Annotated in this window: 21 protein-coding genes and 1 tRNA gene; 7 read left to right on the top strand and 15 right to left on the bottom strand. The window is 41.7% G+C overall.

What is annotated here, in order from left to right; all coding sequences use genetic code 11:
* Window positions 1–28 precede the first annotated feature (28 nt).
* Window positions 29–385: a Na(+)-translocating NADH-quinone reductase subunit F gene (locus ACW6QP_RS07145; protein WP_457910170.1), complete on the top strand. Its 357-nt coding sequence runs from the start codon at window positions 29–31 to the stop codon at window positions 383–385.
* 5 nt (window positions 386–390) lie between these two features.
* On the top strand, window positions 391–1,404 hold the full coding sequence (locus ACW6QP_RS07140; RefSeq protein WP_457910169.1) for an FAD:protein FMN transferase: 1,014 nt from the start codon (window positions 391–393) through the stop codon (window positions 1,402–1,404).
* On the opposite strand, the gene ACW6QP_RS07135 is transcribed toward ACW6QP_RS07140, so the two are convergent.
* From ACW6QP_RS07135 to ACW6QP_RS07105, 7 genes are all read right to left on the bottom strand, one after another.
* Complete coding sequence (locus ACW6QP_RS07135) at window positions 1,401–2,168, bottom strand: class I SAM-dependent methyltransferase (RefSeq protein ID WP_457910168.1); 768 nt, start codon at window positions 2,166–2,168, stop codon at window positions 1,401–1,403. The two genes, ACW6QP_RS07140 and ACW6QP_RS07135, sit on opposite strands and share 4 nt — an antisense overlap.
* Window positions 2,168–2,731 carry an HNH endonuclease signature motif containing protein gene (locus ACW6QP_RS07130; RefSeq protein WP_457910167.1) on the bottom strand — a complete coding sequence of 188 codons (564 nt, stop codon included), beginning with the start codon at window positions 2,729–2,731 and terminating at the stop codon, window positions 2,168–2,170. Before ACW6QP_RS07130 ends, ACW6QP_RS07135 begins: the two co-directional genes overlap by 1 nt.
* The gene (gene map / locus ACW6QP_RS07125) at window positions 2,715–3,539 is read right to left on the bottom strand and encodes a type I methionyl aminopeptidase (RefSeq protein ID WP_457910166.1); all 825 of its coding nucleotides are present in this window, start codon (window positions 3,537–3,539) and stop codon (window positions 2,715–2,717) included. Before map ends, ACW6QP_RS07130 begins: the two co-directional genes overlap by 17 nt.
* A 5-nt stretch (window positions 3,540–3,544) precedes the next feature.
* Window positions 3,545–3,943, bottom strand: a complete 399-nt coding sequence (locus ACW6QP_RS07120) for a BT0820 family HAD-type phosphatase (protein WP_457910165.1) — start codon at window positions 3,941–3,943, stop codon at window positions 3,545–3,547.
* Between the two features lie 47 nt (window positions 3,944–3,990).
* Window positions 3,991–4,521, bottom strand: coding sequence for a TlpA family protein disulfide reductase (locus tag ACW6QP_RS07115; protein WP_457910164.1), 531 nt, complete (start codon window positions 4,519–4,521; stop codon window positions 3,991–3,993).
* Window positions 4,522–4,526: 5 nt separating this feature from the next.
* Window positions 4,527–6,044 carry a 2,3-bisphosphoglycerate-independent phosphoglycerate mutase gene (gpmI, locus tag ACW6QP_RS07110; RefSeq protein ID WP_457910163.1) on the bottom strand — a complete coding sequence of 506 codons (1,518 nt, stop codon included), beginning with the start codon at window positions 6,042–6,044 and terminating at the stop codon, window positions 4,527–4,529.
* Window positions 6,045–6,114: 70 nt separating this feature from the next.
* On the bottom strand, window positions 6,115–6,885 hold the full coding sequence (locus tag ACW6QP_RS07105; RefSeq protein ID WP_457910162.1) for a M48 family metalloprotease: 771 nt from the start codon (window positions 6,883–6,885) through the stop codon (window positions 6,115–6,117).
* A gap of 319 nt (window positions 6,886–7,204) precedes the next feature.
* Here ACW6QP_RS07105 and ACW6QP_RS07100 point away from each other — a divergent pair, with 319 nt between their 5' ends.
* Entirely contained in the window at window positions 7,205–7,939 is a 735-nt protein-coding gene (locus tag ACW6QP_RS07100; RefSeq protein WP_457910161.1) for a murein L,D-transpeptidase catalytic domain family protein, read from the top strand.
* Here the strand turns inward: ACW6QP_RS07100 and ACW6QP_RS07095 are convergent.
* The 5 genes from ACW6QP_RS07095 to rho form a co-directional block, all read right to left on the bottom strand.
* A complete protein-coding gene (locus tag ACW6QP_RS07095; RefSeq protein ID WP_457910160.1) occupies window positions 7,936–9,582 on the bottom strand; it encodes a L,D-transpeptidase family protein in 1,647 nt (548 codons plus the stop codon). The two genes, ACW6QP_RS07100 and ACW6QP_RS07095, sit on opposite strands and share 4 nt — an antisense overlap.
* Before the next feature lie 22 nt (window positions 9,583–9,604).
* On the bottom strand, window positions 9,605–9,886 hold the full coding sequence (locus ACW6QP_RS07090) for a GNAT family N-acetyltransferase (protein WP_457910159.1): 282 nt from the start codon (window positions 9,884–9,886) through the stop codon (window positions 9,605–9,607).
* On the bottom strand, window positions 9,876–10,436 hold the full coding sequence (locus ACW6QP_RS07085; protein ID WP_457910158.1) for a ClpP family protease: 561 nt from the start codon (window positions 10,434–10,436) through the stop codon (window positions 9,876–9,878). Before ACW6QP_RS07085 ends, ACW6QP_RS07090 begins: the two co-directional genes overlap by 11 nt.
* A gap of 181 nt (window positions 10,437–10,617) precedes the next feature.
* A tRNA-Gly gene (locus ACW6QP_RS07080) sits at window positions 10,618–10,690 on the bottom strand.
* A 117-nt stretch (window positions 10,691–10,807) separates the two neighbouring features.
* Window positions 10,808–12,508, bottom strand: coding sequence for a transcription termination factor Rho (rho, locus tag ACW6QP_RS07075; protein WP_457910186.1), 1,701 nt, complete (start codon window positions 12,506–12,508; stop codon window positions 10,808–10,810).
* Window positions 12,509–12,706: 198 nt separating this feature from the next.
* On the opposite strand from rho, the gene ACW6QP_RS07070 reads away from it, so the two are divergent.
* A complete protein-coding gene (locus ACW6QP_RS07070) occupies window positions 12,707–13,117 on the top strand; it encodes a DUF4293 domain-containing protein (RefSeq protein ID WP_457910157.1) in 411 nt (136 codons plus the stop codon).
* A 268-nt stretch (window positions 13,118–13,385) separates the two neighbouring features.
* On the opposite strand, the gene ACW6QP_RS07065 is transcribed toward ACW6QP_RS07070, so the two are convergent.
* Entirely contained in the window at window positions 13,386–13,874 is a 489-nt protein-coding gene (locus ACW6QP_RS07065) for a metallophosphoesterase family protein (protein WP_457910156.1), read from the bottom strand.
* A 107-nt stretch (window positions 13,875–13,981) separates the two neighbouring features.
* On the opposite strand from ACW6QP_RS07065, the gene truA reads away from it, so the two are divergent.
* Window positions 13,982–14,725, top strand: coding sequence for a tRNA pseudouridine(38-40) synthase TruA (gene truA, locus ACW6QP_RS07060; RefSeq protein WP_457910155.1), 744 nt, complete (start codon window positions 13,982–13,984; stop codon window positions 14,723–14,725).
* On the top strand, window positions 14,725–16,491 hold the full coding sequence (locus ACW6QP_RS07055; protein ID WP_457910154.1) for an ABC transporter ATP-binding protein: 1,767 nt from the start codon (window positions 14,725–14,727) through the stop codon (window positions 16,489–16,491). Before truA ends, ACW6QP_RS07055 begins: the two co-directional genes overlap by 1 nt.
* Here the strand turns inward: ACW6QP_RS07055 and cdaA are convergent.
* Window positions 16,488–17,261, bottom strand: a complete 774-nt coding sequence (cdaA, locus tag ACW6QP_RS07050; RefSeq protein WP_457910153.1) for a diadenylate cyclase CdaA — start codon at window positions 17,259–17,261, stop codon at window positions 16,488–16,490. The genes ACW6QP_RS07055 and cdaA overlap by 4 nt on opposite strands.
* A gap of 41 nt (window positions 17,262–17,302) precedes the next feature.
* Window positions 17,303–18,124, bottom strand: coding sequence for a dihydropteroate synthase (gene folP, locus ACW6QP_RS07045; protein ID WP_457910152.1), 822 nt, complete (start codon window positions 18,122–18,124; stop codon window positions 17,303–17,305).
* Window positions 18,125–18,230: 106 nt separating this feature from the next.
* Between folP and ACW6QP_RS07040 the strand changes: the two genes are divergently transcribed.
* A complete protein-coding gene (locus tag ACW6QP_RS07040) occupies window positions 18,231–18,779 on the top strand; it encodes a DUF1599 domain-containing protein (protein ID WP_457910151.1) in 549 nt (182 codons plus the stop codon).
* Window positions 18,780–18,783: the final 4 nt, after the last annotated feature.

Raw genomic sequence — 18,783 nt, 5'->3', positions numbered from 1 at the left:
GATAGAATCTTAATCGTATTTTTGTGCTATGTCTAAGTTAAGTGATAAAGAGCTGCATAACCTTGCGATGAATATTGTAGGGAAAGACCTCGAAGACCAGGGTTATGAGTTTTTAGGGGTGAACAGTGAAATGGGTAAAAATCCGCAGTTTGTGGCTTTGAAAGAAGGGAAACTGCACTTTGTAATAGTTCGTGCGATCGAATATCCACACGACCCCAAAGAATTTGAATTTACTTTTCTGAAGCATATTAAAGAACACGCCTTAAAATTTAATGCCCGAACCTTTTATGCCGGGGTTGGCCTGGCTAATTCTTCCGATTATGAAAAACCCGTGACCCACGACGAAGATTATGTGGTGAACTATAACGGCTGGCAGGAAATTTAAATTTTATGAAAAAATTACTTCTATTATTTTTTTTCGCTTCAGTTGTAATTAGCTGCAAAGACGAAAATTCTCAACGCATAGCGACAGGAGAGGCATTGGGAACCACTTATCAGATCAAATATTATTCAGAAAAAGAAATTGAACTCAACAAGGCTTTGGATTCAATTTTCCGAAGTATTAATCAGTCGATGAGTACCTATTTGCCCGATTCTGATATTTCCCGAATCAATGCGGGAGACAGCAGTATTCAGGTAGATGAAAATTTCAGGGAAGTTTTTAAGGCTTCAGAAAAGGTATATACGCAAAGTGGAGGCTTTTTTGATCCCACTGTGGGAAATTTAGTCAATGCCTACGGGTTTGGCGCCGATAAGCCTTTAAAGAGGCTTGATTCAATTCAACTCGATTCTTTAAAAGGGCTGGTGGGATTTGATAAGGTACAATTAAGCCGGGATAATAGAATAAAGTTTGAAAATCGGGGAATGTATCTTGAGTTTAATGCCATCGCCAAAGGCTTCACTTTGGATGTAATCGCAAGATATTTAGATGGAAAAAATGTTATAAATTACCTCATAGAACTTGGCGGAGAATTGGTGGCTAAAGGCCGTAACCTCGAGAAAGATTCCGATTGGATTGTCGCAATAGACGACCCCAACCAAAAGGAAGGTGAACGAAAATTATTTACTATTCTGGCGCTTAAAGATAGGGCTATGGCCTCTTCGGGGAATTACCGAAAATTCAGAACCGATTCGGTGAGCGGGCAAAGATTTGTGCATACCATAAATCCCATTACCGGCAGGGCAGAACAAAGCAATTTGTTAAGCGTCTCGGTGCTGGCTGAAAACTGTATGCTGGCCGATGCCTATGCTACTGCCTTTATGGCCCTGGGTTATGAACGCTCGCTCGAAATGCTCGAAAACCTGGAAATGGTTGATGTCTATTTTATTTATTCTGAAGCTGACGGGGAGGAGATTAAAACCTTTGCCAGCCCTGGATTTGAACAGGCCCTTATTGAGGATTAATCTTTAAAGCAAACCGGAATAAGCTCGCCCTGGGCCAACCTATATCTATCAACTTCCTGTGGAGTTAATTTGCTGGTATAATCTACTTCTTCTACTCTAAAGCCTATACTTCTAAGTTTATCGAAATAATCCCTGCCGTAAACCCTTACGTGATCGTATTGACCAAAGATCCTGGCGCGTTCTTTAGGATCGGTGATGCTGTCGTCTTCAAAGGTTGTTTCTCTTTCCAATTCCTGCGGAATTTGGAGAATAGCAGTGCCTCCCGGTTTTAAAATACGGTAAAGTTCCTGCATTGCTTTGGTGTCATCAGGAATATGTTCCAACACGTGATTGCAGAGGATAAAATCGAATTCAGCCTCTTTAAAAGGAAGATCACAAATATCAGCCTTCACATCGGCCAGCGGGGAATTAAGATCGGTTGTTGTGTAATCTAAATTTTTAAGTTTTCTGAAGCGATTATAAAAAGCCTGTTCTGGTGCGAAATGAAGAACTTTTAGTGGAGCACTAAAAAAGGAAGTCTCATTTGTAAGATATAACCATAAGAGCCGGTGACGTTCCAGGGAGAGGGTAGAGGGGGAGAGTACATTTTCCCGTTGCTTTACATAACCGTACGGCAAAAAATTTCTAAAACTACTTCCGTCTATTGGGTCGGTATAACGCTTTCCTTTAAGCCAGATTTTTAAGAAAGGACGTACCAGATAACTAAACCTGATAAGTAGTGGTCGGGGAATTTTATTCAGAAAAAATTTAAAAATTTTTTTCATCAAACTTCGATATCGCCCCAGTTTTCACCCGATTTTATTCGGTAGAGTTGCATCTCGGAAACACCAAATTGTTTGGCCAGAACCTTAATGCGGGTTTTTCTATTGGGATCGAGTAATTTCTTTTTCAGGATCACCGCCTGCGCATAGGTAAGTTTGGAATAGCTTACTACTTTTCGCAGTTTTCGCTTGCGTTTGTTTTCTTTTACTTTAGGACTATCGTATTGATGTTTTACCCATTCTTCTTTAGTCATCCAGGCCAGGTTATCAACCCGGTTATCATCCTTAATAAAGTTTTTATGCACCACGTAGCGGGCATTCTCAGGTTTGGGAAGAAATAATTCGGCTACAACCCGGTGAATATAGTAGGTTTTGTGCTTTCCATTTTTCAGCCGAACGCCAAAATTAAGATAACCACCAACACGGCCACCTTTTACCAAAACCCCTTCAGGGTTTTTTAGGAAGCTTAAAATTCTTCCGAAGTTGGAAACCTTATAGACAAATCGATCTTTCCATTCGTCTTTGTGCAGGGTTTTCCATTGCTCCTGTCTAAAGCTCTTTATCATTTAGTACGGCTGTAAATTCATCTTCTTCATCACTCTCAATCCCCAGGGCTTCATAAATATACTTAAAAGTAGAAAGCAACTGCGGTTTTCCATCAACCAGAGCTACATCGTGTTCAAAATGCGCGCTGGGTTTATTGTCGGCGGTTAGAATCGTCCAACCATCGGGTAACTGATTTATTCTTCGGGTGCCCAGGTTTATCATAGGTTCTATGGCAACGACCATTCCTTCGATAAATTTTTTGCCTCTTCCACGTTTTCCGTAGTTAGGCATTTCAGGATCTTCGTGCATTTTTTCTCCCAGGCCGTGACCTACCAACTCGCGCACCACGCCATAGCCACGACTTTCGGTATATTGCTGAATGGCATAACCTACATCGCCCACACGGTTACCTGCCTTAAATTCCCGAATTCCCACATACAGGGATTCTTTGGTAACTTTGAGCAATTCTTTTACTTCGGGGGCAACCTCGCCAATTTCGAAAGTATAGGCGTGATCCCCGTAATAGCCGTTTTTATAGGCCCCGCAGTCTATAGAAATGATGTCGCCCTCTTCCAGGGGTTTATCATTGGGTATCCCGTGAACCACCTGGGCGTTTGGGCTCATACAAAGCGAATTCGGGAAATCGTACATTCCCAAAAATCCGGGTTCTGCGCCATGGTCCCGAATAAACTCTTCGGCGAGCTTATCGAGGTATAAACTGGTTATCCCCGGCTTTATTTCTGAAGCCAGCATTCCCAGGGTTTTTGAAACTATTTGAGCGCTTTCCCTAAGCAGTTCTATCTGCTCTTTAGTTTTGGGTATAATCATATTAATTAATTGAAAAGGCCAAAAAGGCCAGATTTCTTTCTTTTAGGTTTTGAATTGCCATTGCTAAGCTCCTGATAGATCTCACCCCAACCGTGCATTCCGCCGAAATTACGGTCATCGATGAAAATATCGGCCAGGATCTTTCTGCTTATTTCCATATCGAAATCCTCTTCGGGATAGCTTTGGTTAACCGCATAAAATACCAACCCGTTTTTTCTACAAAATTCAACGGCTTCTTCGAGCTTAATTCCGTAGCGATACGTCCAGAGAATTAGCTGATGTCCTTCCTGTTGAAGTTTTTTTAAACTTTCAAAAGCAAAGAGTTTGGGTTTGCCTATCTCGGGAAATTTATTTTCCACAATGGTTCCGTCAAAATCAACTGCAATGGTAAGCGTTTTAGACATAGTGCAAATTTAAAAAGAAATGGCAGATTTCAATTTGGGGTTCTCCCTTAAAATCCGAAATAGCTATGCTCATATTTTTTTCCGCTCACAATTTTAGCGATATCCTCTTCCAGGTTATCTACGGCATATTCTACAAAGCGGTTTACTTCCTTTCCATCTTTATAAAAAATAATGGTAGGCACCAGTTCAACATCGTAGGAATCGGCCACCTTGTCGCCGGCCACTTTGTACTCGTCTACAGCATAAGCCTGCAACTTATCCTGGTCGAAACCTGTGATATCCAGTAATTTGTAAAACTGAGGGACTTCATATTGGCTATCGGCACACCAGGTACCCATAATCAGTTTTATCTCATAATCATGAATATTTTCCTGAATGATTTTTAAAGCCTTAGCCTTGGGTTTATAATGCTTATAGCCCGCATTAAACCAGGCCGAATGAGGTCTTTGCATTAAGTCTTCCTTCTTGAAATATCCCAGTAAAATTTCCTGGTTCTCTGTTTCTTTGGTCTTTTGCTCACCTGAAAGTAATGCAATAAAAAAAGCTATACTTAATAGCAGGGTTTTGTTTACGATCATCAAATTTAAATTAAAGAATCCTGAGTCATTAAATCGGGCTTGTCTATTCCCATTAACTGAAGGATAGTCGGAGCTATATCGCCAAGCTTACCGCTTTTAATTTGTTTTATATCTTCATCTATTAAAATAAGCGGCACCGGGTTGGTAGTATGGGCCGTATTGGGGCTGCCATCGGGGTTTATCATCACTTCCGAATTTCCGTGGTCGGCGATAACCAGAATGCTGTATCCGTGGTCTTGAGCTGCTTTGGCTACGGCCCCGGCACATTCATCTACGGTTTCTACCGCCTTCACCGCTGCATCAAAAACTCCGGTATGACCAACCATATCGGGATTGGCGAAATTCAAACAAATAAACTCGGCCGATTCTTTCTCGATTTCAGGAATGATTTTATCTCTTACTTCATAGGCGCTCATCTCGGGCTGAAGATCGTAGGTTGCCACTTTAGGCGAGTTACACATAATTCGCTTTTCGCCTTTAAAGGGTTTTTCTCTGCCACCGTTAAAAAAGAAAGTCACGTGGGGGTATTTTTCGGTTTCGGCAATACGAATTTGCTTTTTTCCGGTGTATTCCAAAACCTCTCCTAAAGTAGATTTTATATTGTCTTTTTTATAAACCACATACACATTCTCGAACCTGTCATCATATTTGGTTAGAGTAACATAGTATAACGGCATTTTTTTCATATCGTACTCAGGGAAATCATCCTGAGTTAAGGCCTGAGTAAGCTGCCTACCTCTATCGGTTCTAAAATTGAAGAAAATCACCACTTCTTTATCTTTCAAAGTAGCCACCGGATTCCCCGCGTTGTCGGTTAACACTATAGGTTCTATAAATTCATCGCTGGTGCCGTTTTTATAGGAATTTTCTATGGTTTCCTGGGCGTTGGTAGATTTTGTTCCAACTCCCTTTACGATAAGATCGTAAGCTTTTTTCACCCGTTCCCAGCGGCGATCGCGATCCATTGCGAAATAACGACCAATTACCGAAGCCAGTTTAGCATTGGTGTTTTTAAGATGTTCTTCGAGCTCGGCAATGAAACCTTTTCCTGAGTGTGGGTCTACATCGCGGCCATCGGTAAAAGCGTGAACGTACTTTTCTTTAACTCCGTAATTTTCAGCAGCGGTTAATAAACCTTTCAGGTGGTTGATGTGTGAGTGCACCCCGCCATCACTCACCAACCCCATAAAGTGAATGGGTTTGTTGTTCTTTTTAGCATAGGTAAATGCTTCTTCCAAAACCGGCTCGTCTATAAGCGTATTTTTTTCTACGGCCATATTGATCTTTACCAAATCCTGGTAAACGATACGACCGGCGCCCAAATTCATATGTCCCACTTCCGAATTTCCCATTTGGCCTTCGGGTAGACCTACATTCATTCCATCGGTGCGTAATTCGGCGTGCGGATATTTTTCGGTGATCTCATCCATAAACGGAGTTTTGGCCTTTGCAATAGCCGAAACCTCAGGATCTTGCGTGAGACCCCATCCGTCAAGAATCATTAATAATACTTTCTTATTCATAACTGGTTTCAAAAAAATTAAGCGATAAAGATAATAAGTTTCTCCGGGAGACCCAGCTCCCAACAGGGATTTATTGGTATTGTTCTATGGCTTCCTTTATTTTTTCAATACGGTTTTCAGGGTCGGGGTGAGTGCTTTGAAATTCGGGCACGCGATTACCTCCCGAAGCTTCTTTTAAAATTTGCATCACCTCGATTAAAGCTTCAGGATTATAGCCCGAATTGATCATAATTTTAACTCCTAAATGATCGCTCTCCAGTTCATCGCTGCGACCGTACTTCATATTTACCAGGTTGCCCACAACGGCCGCGGCCTGGGTGGCTTCATGCGACCCCGAACCCACTGCTACTCCTGTGATAATAGAGTTCGTAAATCCTTGCTTGGCCAGGCGTTCGGCTGAATGTCTTCCTATTACATGTCCTATTTCGTGCCCCAGGATCCCAGCAATTTGATCGTCGTTGCTTAAGCGGGAGTATAAGGCCTCTGTGATAAAAACCGGTCCGCCGGGGAGTGCAAAAGCATTTACGGTATTGGGATCGGCCAGCAGGTAAAACTCGTATTTATAAGGCGAAGAGGAAGCAATGCTGTTTTCTACCAACCGGTTTCCGATAGTTCTGATTCTCTGAAGATCGGCCGAAGAACTAGATAAACCTCCGTATTCCTGTAACATAGCCGGGGTACTTTGCTCTCCCAGCGCGATTTCTTCCTCGGCCGTAAGATCTACATACTGGGTTTCCCCGGTATAGGGATTATCTTCAGCAGAAGAACAAAACTTAATCACACCAAAAATGATAATTCCGGCTGCGATGATCAATCTTAAAAAATTCTTTCCTCCTCTCATGGTATGGTACTTGTACTTATTGGTTTAGAACATTAAAATTTTAACAAATTTCCTTTTGCAATTCGTGAAATAATCATTTTCATTTTGCGTTAGATGGAATAGCATACGGCCTTCAAAGCCCTGTTTTTAAGATAATTGAGCTCAGTAATGTTAAAATTTGGATTTTAAGACTGCTCATTACCAATTAAAAACAAAAAATTGTATGTTGGCACCACATTTGGAATATATTAACAAAGCTTTAATCTCCTTTTGGGATTAACTAAAATGATTTTCTAATCTGAACCTCAGGCTTTTAGTTGTGGTTCATAAAATTTACTGTATGATGTATAAGACGATGACTGTAGTAGCAGTATTATTATTTTCCTTCGCATTTACCAATTCTAATGAAACCAGACCGGTTTCTGAAATCCCCGAAGTTTCGGCTTCTGTTTTAAACCCTGAACCTGAGTTGCTTTTCGCCGAGAAGGTGGAAAACCTGTATTCAGAATTTGCAGAAAATGCCAATTCGCTTCCGGCTCTCACTATTTTTGAGAGAGCTATGAAGGGTTATGAAAAACTGGAAAACAAGAATCTGGTTAAAAATAAATTGCTAACCGTAATTGATTTCGGACTTTCCTCAAAGAAAAAACGAATGTGGATTATGGATATGGAAAATAAAGAAGTTTTATATCATACCTATGTAACCCACGGAAAAAATACCGGTGGTGAATTTGCTACCAAATTTTCTAATACGGTAAACTCACTTCAAAGTTCTCTTGGCTTTTACGTTACAGCTGAAACTTATTACGGAAAAAACGGACTTTCTCTTTTTATCGATGGGATGGAGAAAGGTTTTAACAGCAACGCCAGAAAACGTTATGTGGTGATTCACGGGTCAGATTATGCCGAACCGGGAGTGATTAACCGCCTGGGGCGACTTGGTAGAAGCTACGGTTGTCCTGCGGTACCCAATACAATTGCCAAAGACCTTATTCACCTAATCAAAGGAGAATCGGTAGTATTCATTCATAAAGATGATGAAAACTACCTGCAAAAATCCAGTCTGCTTAACTAATTAGCAGCAAGCAGTTCGGCCAGTCGCTGGTCGTGTTTGTAAACATCATAAGCAAAAAAGGTGCTGTCGTTTTCACGCCAGGCCGTCCAGTAAAGGTGATGCACCCTCACGGGTTGCGTCACCTTTATTGTTGTGGTCCTACCTGAATTGATGATTTTTTCAACTTCTTCATCAGTATATTTTGGGTTATTGCTCAGTAAATATTTCGATAAACCAATGGCGTCATCTACTCTTACGCAACCCGAGCTTTGAGCCCGGCTGTCGCGTTCAAATAATTTTTTGGAAGGAGTATCGTGCAGGTAAATCATATGCGGATTGGGATAAATAATCTTTACCCTACCCAAAGGATTTGCGGCTCCGGCTTCCTGTCGTATAGTATAGCCGGCCGCCTTGCCGTTTTTCCAGTCTACCTGCATCGGGTCTACCCGGTTTCCGCTACCATCGAAAACGCTCATATTCTTTTTAGCAAAATAAGAAGCATCTTTTCTGGCTGAAGGGAGAACGTCGTTCTTTTTAATAGTAGGCGGCACCGTCCAGGTGGGGTTATACACGATATGTTCAATTTCATCTGAAAATACCGGAGTTTTACGGGCCTCGGTTCCAACCATTGTTCGGTGGGAAGCAATGGTGTCGCCGTCTTTCACTATGTGTAGCCGGTAATTTGGGATATTTACTATGATATAATGCTCCCCAAGGTCTCTGGGATACCAGCGCCAACGTTCCAGGTTTGCCAGGATTTGTAAATACCGGTCTTTTGCCGAACGATTTAAATTTTCGATGGTGCCTTTGCCAATAACCGCATCACCTTCAATCCCATACTGGCGTTGGAAACGCTCTACTTCTTTTTGAAAATTTTCATTATAAACCAAAGCGCTATCGGCCGAAAATTCCTTGTAATAACCCAATTGCTGCAATCTTCTCGCAATAGATTTTAAACGCGGATCTTCCTCACCCGGCTTTATGCTTTCGCCCTCTTCAATTTTTATTAAACTATCCTCACTGGCGGCAAGTTCCCGGTAATCTTTTAAAGATTTTTTTAAGCCCTGGTAAACGCTGTGTTTGGGTTTAATAGAATCCAGCACTTTTTGCAGGTTGTTTTGGGCAACGGCAGTGTTTAAAAGCTGTGCTGGGTTTGGCTGGTTCACTTCCACATCCCAGATTCCGTATAAATCTTTAGGATTTACTTTTCCTGCCTCGATATGGCTGGAGAGGCGAAAAAATGCATCGGTAAGTATAATTTCGGTTAGGCCCAGTTCTTCTTCATCGAGGTCGGCAAGATGCGCCAGAGCCTGTTCTAAATAAGAATGGTGATAATCTTCAGAGTTCAAGCCTTCTTCAGGTGCGGCTTCAATACTTCTGAAAAGGTCTTCTCTAAGCCCCCGGTCATTCCAAACCGGTTGATAATCCCTGTTTTGATAAAATTCAGAAATAGCTGAAAAATTTTTCAGGGCCATATTCCCTATTGAACTTGAATCGGAGGATTTTTCGAAAGCGGCCCTGACAAACTCAGACGATGTGAGTTCGTTGATTTCCTTTTGTTCGGTTACAGAAGTTTCAATTCCCGGAGCCCTGTTGGGTTCATTTTTGCAGGATGCCAGCATAAGGATGCCAAGCAGTATAAAAACTATTTTGTGTAGGTTCATTGGGTAGGTTTAGGGTGCAATTTTAAGTCTTAACGTCACTGTAGGATTTATTCCTTTCAAACTGAACTTCAGCATAAGGGCAGAGAGGATCGATTTTATAATTGTTTTCTCTGGCGTAATGCACGGTTTTTTCAACCAGTTTTGAGGCCACACCTTTGCCTTCGAGGTGAGGTTTTACTTCGGTATGATCTATAACAAGTATATTGTTTTCTCTTAGTTCGTAAGTGAGTTCGGCCTGAATGCCTTTTTCGTTTTCCACGTAAAACATTCCGCGGCTGTCATTTTCTTTATGTTTAATTTCCATCTTTTGTAATTATTCCGTCCACAATTCCATATTCCACAGATTCCTGCGCATCCATCCAATGATCTCTATTAAAATCTTTCATGACCTTATCAACGCTTTGGCCGCAGTTTTCTGCAAGGATTTTCGCGCTTAATTCTTTGATTTTTAAAATTTCCCTGGCCTGGATTTCTATATTTGAAGCCTGACCCCTGGCACCACCGCTGGGTTGGTGAATCATCACCCTTGCGTGTGGTTGAATAAACCTGCGACCTTTTTTACCGGCAGAGAGTAAAATTGATCCCATAGAGGCTGCCACGCCGGTACAGATCGTAGATACATCGCAGTTAAGGGATTGTATGGTGTCGTAGATGGCAAAACCATCGGTTACGAATCCGCCGGGGCTATTTATAAAAAATTTAATTTCCTCTGTACCTTCTAAATCCAGGTAGAGAAGTCGGTCTATTACATGTTTGGCGCTGCGGTCGTTTACCTCACCCCATAAAAACACCTGTCTTTCTTTTAAAAAGCGGGAGTCGATTAAATCCTGAATCTTTCCGGGTTTATTTTTCATAATATATAGAAGTAGTAGTTTGAGTTAAAAATAGAATTAAAATCAAGACGCAGCTTACTATTTTACAGCATTTAACAGGATTTTGCAGAAGTTTAAGAAGTAGAACTTTTGCTGCTGAATTTGTGGCTGAAGTAGGGAATGGGGACTTTTAAAAAAAGCCCCATCTTTCGATGAGGCTTTGAGCGGGAGACCGGGTTCGAACCGGCGACATTCAGCTTGGAAGGCTGACGCTCTACCAACTGAGCTACTCCCGCCTTTGAGCTACAAATATACTTAAGCCCGAACTCATTTTCCAAATAAAATTCAAATTTCCGGGCATAAAAAAACCGGAGAATTAAGGCTCCGGTTTCTATTTACTGATTTCTAAAAACTTATCCGTTCATCGAAATCAAAAACTCCTCGTTGTTTTTTGTTTGTTTAATGCGATCTTCGATAAATTCCATAGCCTCGATAGGGTTCATATCGGCCAGGTATTTTCTAAGTACCCACATTCTTTGAATGGTGTTCTCATCCAGTAGCAGGTCATCGCGACGGGTGCTGGAAGAGGTAAGGTCGATAGCAGGGAAAATTCTTCGGTTAGCGATCTTGCGATCCAATTGAAGTTCCATATTACCGGTTCCTTTAAATTCTTCAAAGATCACCTCGTCCATTTTAGATCCGGTATCAGTTAGCGCGGTTGCAATGATAGAAAGCGAACCTCCGCCTTCAATATTTCTCGCCGCTCCAAAGAAACGTTTTGGTTTATGCAGCGCATTAGCGTCAACACCACCACTTAACACCTTACCACTGGCAGGTTGCACTGTGTTATAGGCACGGGCAAGTCTCGTGATAGAATCTAAAAGAATTACCACATCATGACCACATTCTACAAGGCGTTTGGCTTTTTCCAAAACGATATTGGCCACTCTCACGTGCTCGTGGGCTTCCTTGTCGAAAGTCGAGGAAACCACCTCGCCGCGCACATTGCGTTGCATATCGGTAACTTCTTCAGGGCGTTCGTCTATAAGTAAAACGATTTGGTAAACTTCGGGGTGATTGGCGGCAATCGCATTGGCGATATCCTTAAGCAACATGGTTTTCCCGGTCTTAGGCTGGGAAACTATCATTCCACGTTGACCTTTCCCAATTGGGGAGAACAAATCCATGATCCTGGTAGACATGGTGCTTTGTTTTTCGGCTATATTGAATTTTTCTTTCGGAAATAAGGGAGTAAGGTGTTCAAAAGAAACCCGGTCTCTTACCACCTGTGGATCTAACCCGTTTATCTTATTGATTTTGATAAGCGGGAAATATTTTTCGCCTTCTTTTGGCGGGCGAATTTGCCCAAGTACCGTATCTCCGGTCTTAAGTCCAAAAAGTCTAATTTGAGATTGAGAAACATAGATATCATCGGGTGAAGAAAGGTAGTTGTAATCTGAAGATCTCAGGAAACCATAATTGTCCTGCATAATATCCAAAACTCCTTCGCTTTCTATAATCGCATCAAATTCATAATCGGGTTCGCGGTAGCGGTTGCGGGTGTCGCGGTTACCGTTTTGCGAGCGATTGTCGTGTTTATTTCCGCGGTTATCATTTTTAGAATCCCGCTGAGGTTTCTTGTCGTCACGGTTGCCACGATTATCCTGCCTGTTATCCTGGCGGTTTTCCTGTGATCTATGATCTTTTCGGGGAGCATTATCCTTCTCTTTTGCTGAATTGTCTCTCGAGGGTTTATTATCTCTTGAAGACTTTTCTCTTGGCTTGTGATCTCTCTTAGGTTCGTTATCCTTTGCTTCGCCGGCATCACCCGAAGTAGTGGGTTTTTGGTGACGGGCTGACTTTTTATCACTGCCGATCTTTTTCTTGCGTTCGGGCTTTTCTTCTTTAGTTGGTTTAGCTGAAGAAGGTGCAGGATTCGCCGATTCTTCGGGAAGAACCTCTTTTACTTTTGCCGGGTTGGCTGCCTGATAGTCCAGAATTTGGTACACCAGGTCTAATTTTTTTAGGGTTCTGAACTTGGGAACATTCAAAGATTTGGCAATCTCCTGAAGCTCAGGTAGCTTTTTAGCTTTTAATTCTGAAATTTCAAACATGAATTGATTGAATAATAATTTTTGTTCGGGTTGATTGTAAAATTTTTCCGAAGAAGAATCGAAAAAAAATTGGAGTTTTAAATAACCTGCTATGAGCTGGTTACGCATTGTTCCTGCAATTATACAACTTTATTTTTATTGGCAACTCATGAATTTTCAAAAGATTCTGTTATTTTTGCCTTCGAATTCAGGGAGAATATGCTTCAAAGAATACAAACTATTTACTTATTTATCGCGGCTTTAATAAGTGGAGTGCTGATATTTTTCATTCCCCTTTGGGAAAATCCTGCCGGGGAACCGGTTTATGCTGTCGATGTATTTACAGCTCTGGCTATGTTTGTGGGATCGGCCTTGTTGTCTTTGATAAGTATTTTTATGTTTAAAAACAGGAAGCTTCAGTTTGTACTGGGCCGACTCAATATCATATTAAACTTTTTTTTACTAGGAGTGTTTGTTTATTGGTCTCTAAGTTTACCCGGAGAAATGGAAATTTCAGAGAAGGGTATTGGGATGTTTCTTCCAATCGTTTCTATCGTTTTTCTTGTTTTGGCCAATAAGGCCATTAAAAAGGACGAAGATCTCGTAAAATCTGTAGACCGATTACGATAAGCCTATCATCTTAGTAGTATTAGTGCGTGAAAAACCCGGAGCGAAAGCTTCGGGTTTTTTTAGTTTTTGGTGATAAAAAAATTTTGCAACGAATGCACGAGTATTGATGTTTGCTATTTCCCTTAATAAATTTTCAGCTGATTTTTTTCAAATTTCAAACCAGACAGGTTTTTTTGAAACCTGTCTGGTTTAATGCCCTTATATGAGGCCACCAATACACGAATGCAAACCTCGCAGGTTTCCAAAATCTGTGAGGTTTAGCCGGAGATTATTCCAACTCAATTACCTCCAGATCCTTGATCTCTGCTTTGTCGATTTTAAACCGAAGCATCGTCCTTTTTTTGTGAAAACCCTGTTTGCCTGCAGCCCCGGGATTCATATGTAAAAGCTTTAGTTGCTTGTCGTTTATCACCTTTAAAATATGTGAATGCCCGCTTATAAAAATTTTAGGCGGATTTTTTTTTATCTCCTCCCTTATCGCCGGAGAATATTTCCCGGGATAGCCGCCAATATGGGTTATCCAAACATCTACCTGCTCGCACATAAATCTTTGGTTCAGCGGAAATTCTCTTCGTATTTCTGCGCCGTCTATATTGCCATACACGGCTTTTAATGGCGCAATCTTTTTCAGAGCATCGCTCACCTCCAGGCTTCCAATATCGCCTGCATGCCATATCTCATCGGCCTGGGCAGCATAATGTAAAATCCTGTCGTCTATATGGCTATGCGTATCGCTTAGAAGTAGTATTTTTTTCAATGCTGAAACTTTTAAAGTTTGAATTATCTGCTGTACTGGTTTGACTTTGGCCTTGTAATAATTGGCTTATCTTTGCAGCTCGAAAATATAAAAATTATCGCGGAAGCTTGAGGTATTTTATCGAACTCTCATACCAGGGAACAGCCTATCACGGTTGGCAAAATCAGCCTAATGCGGTTTCGGTTCAGGAAAAACTGGAACAGGCCTTAAGCTTAATTTTGAGACGAACAACCGAGGTAGTGGGAGCAGGGAGAACCGATGCCGGGGTGCACGCCCGTCAAATCTTCGCCCATTTTGATTTTTTTGAACCGATTAATACTAAAGAACTTCGGTATAAACTCAATTCAATTCTGCCCAAAGATATCGCGGTAAGAAACATTTTCGAGGTGCAGGCCCAAAGCCACGCGAGATTTGATGCTACCAGCCGTAGTTATGAATATCATATAGTGCAGCAAAAAGATCCTTTTTCAATACACCGGGCTTTCTACCTGAAATTAAAACCCGATGTGGAAAAAATGAATCTTGCGGCTAAAATCCTTTTGGAATACACTAACTTTAAATGTTTTTCCAGAAGCCGTACCGATGTAAAAACCTATAATTGCAGAATCACCCGTGCCGAGTGGATTCAGGAAGCCGATAAATTGATTTTTTATATCACAGCCGACAGATTTCTTCGGAATATGGTTCGCGCCGTGGTAGGTACCTTGCTCGATATAGGTCTTGGAAAATTGGAAGTTGAAGCGATGCACGAAATTATAAAAAGTGAAAACCGTGGGGAGGCAGGAGCTTCAGTTCCCGCACACGGTCTATACCTTACCGGGGTTGAATACCCGCTATCAATTAGAAAATAATGGCAAATAAAACCGGAAACGCATTTGATCTTAAGCTTTTTAAAAGGCTATTGAAATACACCTCCCCATATAGAGGTACCTTTTATTTTGTGGGGGTAGCCGCTATTCTGGTTTCCTTTTTTGCAGTTTTAAGACCTTACCTTTTAAAAGTTACGGTAGACGATGCTATTACGCCGTCTAATAATGAACTACTGTTGTTTTATATAGCCGTAATGGCTGGGATTTTGCTCCTTGAAGTAATCTTCCAGTTTCTCTTTATTTATTATGCCAACTGGCTGGGGCAGGAGGTGGTTCGCGATCTTAGGGTAAACCTCTATAAACATATGCTTAGGTTTAAAATGGCCTACTACGATAAATCGGCAGTGGGACGTTTGGTGACCAGGGCAGTGAGCGATATTGAAACCATCGCAAGTATTTTTAGCCAGGGTTTATTTATGATTATAAGCGACCTGCTTAAAATGCTGGTGGTCCTTAGCTTTATGTTCTATCAAAGCTGGGAGCTAACCCTGTTGGTGCTTACCGTATTGCCCTTAATTATGTATGCGACCAGGGTTTTTCAGAAGAAGATGAAAATAGCCTTTGAAGAAGTGCGTACCCAGGTTGCCAATCTCAATACTTTTGTGCAGGAACGGCTCACGGGGATGAAGATCGTGCAGCTTTTCAACAGAGAACAGGCCGAGTATGAAAATTTTCGGGATATAAACGACAAACATCGCAAAGCCTGGGTGAAAACCGTATGGTATAACTCGATTTTCTTCCCTATTGCTGAAATGGCTACTTCTATAACCATTGGTCTAATCGTATGGTTTGGGGGTCTTCGGGTACTTGCCGACGACGGAATCACCCTGGGTATGATCATCGCTTTTATCGAACTCTCGCAAATGCTGTTCAGACCTTTGAGACAGATCGCCGATAAATTCAATACGCTTCAAATGGGAATGGTGGCTGCCAATCGCGTATTCGGAATACTCGATACCCAATCTTCGATAAGCGATGAAGGCCATATTGAAATTGGGAAATTAAAGGGCGAGATCGAATTCAAAGATGTGCATTTTAGTTATGTGGAAGATGAGGAGGTTCTAAAAGGAGTAAGCTTTAAAGCCAATCCCGGTGAAACCATCGCCATCGTAGGAGCTACGGGAGCAGGAAAATCTACCGTGATCAATTTGCTGAATCGTTTTTATGAAATAAACAGTGGTCAGATTCTGGTAGACGGGATCGATATTAAGGACATCAGCCTTAAATCACTTCGAACCCAGATAGCCGTGGTGCTTCAAAATGTATTTCTGTTTGCCGATACGATCTTAAATAACATTAGTCTCGAGAATCCTGAAATTACCGAAGAAGAAGTGATCCAGGCGGCTAAGGATATAGGGATTCATGAATTCATCAATACGCTTCCGGGGGGGTATCATTACAATGTTAAGGAGCGTGGAATTATGCTTTCTTCGGGACAGCGACAATTGATCTCTTTTTTGCGGGCATATATGAGCAACCCGAGTATTCTGGTGCTGGATGAGGCGACTTCTTCTGTAGATACATATAGCGAACAACTCATTCAACAGGCGACCGATAAGATCACTAAAGGCAGAACTTCAATCGTAATCGCACACAGGCTGGCTACCATTAAAAAAGCCGATAAGATAATGGTAATGGAAGCTGGGAAGATTGTGGAGATTGGCAGTCATCACGAATTGCTGCAACGCGAAAATGGATATTATCGTAAACTTTATGAAGTGCAGTTTATGGCCGAGGAATCGCTCTAATTAAGATCGGTTTTTAGTTTTTCAACCAGTTGAGTGGCGGTTTCGAACATCACAAACTCTCCATCTTTTATATAGGAAATTTGCCCCGTCTCTTCACTTACCACAAGAGCCAGCGCATCGGTTTTTTCGGTAATCCCCACTGCAGCACGATGCCTTAAACCGAACCTAAGCGGGATAGACCTGTCATTCGAAACCGGCAAAATCACCCGGGTGGCTGTAATTTTATTGTCTTCTACGACCATAGCACCATCGTGTAAAGGCGAATTCTTATAAAAGATAGATTCGATAATAGGCTGATTCAGTTCAATATTCATAGAATCTCCTGAATTTTTTACAAAATCGAGATTGGTGCTTCGCTGAATCACGATCAGTGCACCGGTAAAAGTGCGGCCCATAGTTTCACAGGCCTTCACAATAGCCGAAACATTGGTAGAGGTCTCCAGGTCATCTTTTATAAAGCGAAGCTGCCTGAAAAATTTTCCTTTTTGAGTGAAATTGGTGGAGCCAATCATCAGCAAAAACTTCCTGATTTCCTGCTGAAAAACCACGATGAGAGCGAACATTCCCAAACCTATAAATTCGCCTAAAACACTGCTTAGAAGTTCCATTTGCAGCACCTGGGTAAGTAGACCAACCAGCAAAATAATTACGATCCCGATAAAGATATTGACCGCAACCGTACCCTTTATAAGTTTGTAGAGGTAATATAATAACAGGGCAACACTAACAATGTCTACAATGTCTAGTATCCTGAGGTTAAGTATATCCAAAGTTGCCGGGCTTTTATGTAAAAATAGAAAATATCCTGTTGTTAACTAATTAGCCGGTACAATTTTAGACAGTGTACCGCTTCTTTTACATCGTGAACCCTAAGGATATTGGCGCCTTTGGTAAGCGCGATGCTGTTTAGGAAGATAGTTCCCGGCAAAGCCTCTTCAGGCTTTATTTTAAGACTTTTATAGATCATCGATTTTCGGGAAATGCCCACCAGGAAGGGCAAACGGGTATTTTGCAGCAATTCCATTTTTGAAAACAGCTCAAAATTCTGCTCTATGTTTTTTGCAAATCCGAAGCCGGGATCCAGAATCAGGTCGTTAATCCCCAGGGTGCGGGCCTGCTGAATTTTTTCTGAAAAATATTCCAGTACTTCCTGGGTAAGATCTTCATATTGGTTGAGGTCTTTCATTGTTTTTGGGTTGCCCCGCATATGCATCATAATATAGGGCACCTGAAGCCGGGCCACGGTTTTCATTATTTCAGGGTCAAGTTCCCCGGCCGAGATATCATTGATGATCGCTGCCCCGGCTTTAATCCCAGCTTCAGCAACCTTACTGCGAAAACTATCTATGGAAATTAGACTTTCTGGAAAGTGTTTCTGAATTGCTTCAATGGCCGGCACAACCCGCTCCAGTTCTTCGGTTTCGCTTACTTCAGAGGCATCGGGCCTGCTGGAATAACCGCCAATGTCGAGGAAATCGGCACCCTCTTCCAGCATTTGCCCGGCCTTATCGAGAAGAGCAGCTTCCGAAGTTTTTCGGCTTTCAGCATAGAAAGAATCGGGGGTGGTATTTAAAATTCCCATCACCCGGGGGCGGGAAAGATCTACAAGTTGGCCTTTGCAGTTTATATACATAGGTTGATTTTTGCCGGTTTTGGATATACTTTTTTAAGTGAGCGCATTCACTATCTTTGAAAAATCGAAATATTTGGCCGAAATTTACGCAAATTAGAACTTCCTTATGCAGCATACCTCAAAACAGTATGATGCGGTGATCACAACCTGCCGCGACTTGTTTGTAAATAAAATGAAAGATTACGGAAGCGCCTGGCGCATCCTTAGGCTTCCCTCGCTTACCGACCAGATTTTTATCAAAGCCCAACGCATTAGAAAACTTCAGGAGAATGAGGTGAGAAAAGTAGATGAAGATGAGCGCTCTGAGTTTATTGGGATTATCAACTATTCGGTTATGGCGCTCATACAGCTGGAAATGGGAATCGCCGAGCAGCCCGATCTTGATGCCAATGCCGCTGCAGAGCTTTATGATGAAAAAATCGCCGAAACCAAAGAATTGATGATGAATAAGAATCACGATTACGGCGAGGCCTGGCGGGATATGCGCATAAGTTCGCTTACCGATCTTATCCTTCAGAAATTATTGAGGGTCAAACAGATTGAAGATAATAAAGGAAAAACCCTGGTAAGTGAAGGCATCGATGCCAATTACCAGGATATGATTAATTATTCGGTGTTTGCGCTTATCCTGATGAATGAAAAAGCCGGGGCTTAAACTT

The sequence above is a fragment of the Salegentibacter haimaensis genome (assembly GCF_054121495.1).
Note: the sequence above shows the minus strand (reverse complement) of the source record. Positions and strands in the feature narration are given on the sequence as shown.

Coding starts and splice junctions, on each gene's coding strand:
- ACW6QP_RS07135 (WP_457910168.1), bottom strand. CDS start 2,168: ATGAAAAAAATTTTTAAATTTTTTCTGAATAAAATTCCCCGACCACTA.
- ACW6QP_RS07120 (WP_457910165.1), bottom strand. CDS start 3,943: ATGTCTAAAACGCTTACCATTGCAGTTGATTTTGACGGAACCATTGTG.
- gpmI (WP_457910163.1), bottom strand. CDS start 6,044: ATGAATAAGAAAGTATTATTAATGATTCTTGACGGATGGGGTCTCACG.
- ACW6QP_RS07145 (WP_457910170.1), top strand. CDS start 29: ATGTCTAAGTTAAGTGATAAAGAGCTGCATAACCTTGCGATGAATATT.
- map (WP_457910166.1), bottom strand. CDS start 3,539: ATGATTATACCCAAAACTAAAGAGCAGATAGAACTGCTTAGGGAAAGC.
- ACW6QP_RS07100 (WP_457910161.1), top strand. CDS start 7,205: ATGATGTATAAGACGATGACTGTAGTAGCAGTATTATTATTTTCCTTC.
- ACW6QP_RS07090 (WP_457910159.1), bottom strand. CDS start 9,886: ATGGAAATTAAACATAAAGAAAATGACAGCCGCGGAATGTTTTACGTG.
- ACW6QP_RS07085 (WP_457910158.1), bottom strand. CDS start 10,436: ATGAAAAATAAACCCGGAAAGATTCAGGATTTAATCGACTCCCGCTTT.
- ACW6QP_RS07140 (WP_457910169.1), top strand. CDS start 391: ATGAAAAAATTACTTCTATTATTTTTTTTCGCTTCAGTTGTAATTAGC.
- ACW6QP_RS07095 (WP_457910160.1), bottom strand. CDS start 9,582: ATGAACCTACACAAAATAGTTTTTATACTGCTTGGCATCCTTATGCTG.
- ACW6QP_RS07115 (WP_457910164.1), bottom strand. CDS start 4,521: ATGATCGTAAACAAAACCCTGCTATTAAGTATAGCTTTTTTTATTGCA.
- ACW6QP_RS07055 (WP_457910154.1), top strand. CDS start 14,725: ATGGCAAATAAAACCGGAAACGCATTTGATCTTAAGCTTTTTAAAAGG.
- ACW6QP_RS07105 (WP_457910162.1), bottom strand. CDS start 6,885: ATGAGAGGAGGAAAGAATTTTTTAAGATTGATCATCGCAGCCGGAATT.
- rho (WP_457910186.1), bottom strand. CDS start 12,508: ATGTTTGAAATTTCAGAATTAAAAGCTAAAAAGCTACCTGAGCTTCAG.
- ACW6QP_RS07040 (WP_457910151.1), top strand. CDS start 18,231: ATGCAGCATACCTCAAAACAGTATGATGCGGTGATCACAACCTGCCGC.
- ACW6QP_RS07130 (WP_457910167.1), bottom strand. CDS start 2,731: ATGATAAAGAGCTTTAGACAGGAGCAATGGAAAACCCTGCACAAAGAC.
- ACW6QP_RS07070 (WP_457910157.1), top strand. CDS start 12,707: ATGCTTCAAAGAATACAAACTATTTACTTATTTATCGCGGCTTTAATA.
- folP (WP_457910152.1), bottom strand. CDS start 18,124: ATGTATATAAACTGCAAAGGCCAACTTGTAGATCTTTCCCGCCCCCGG.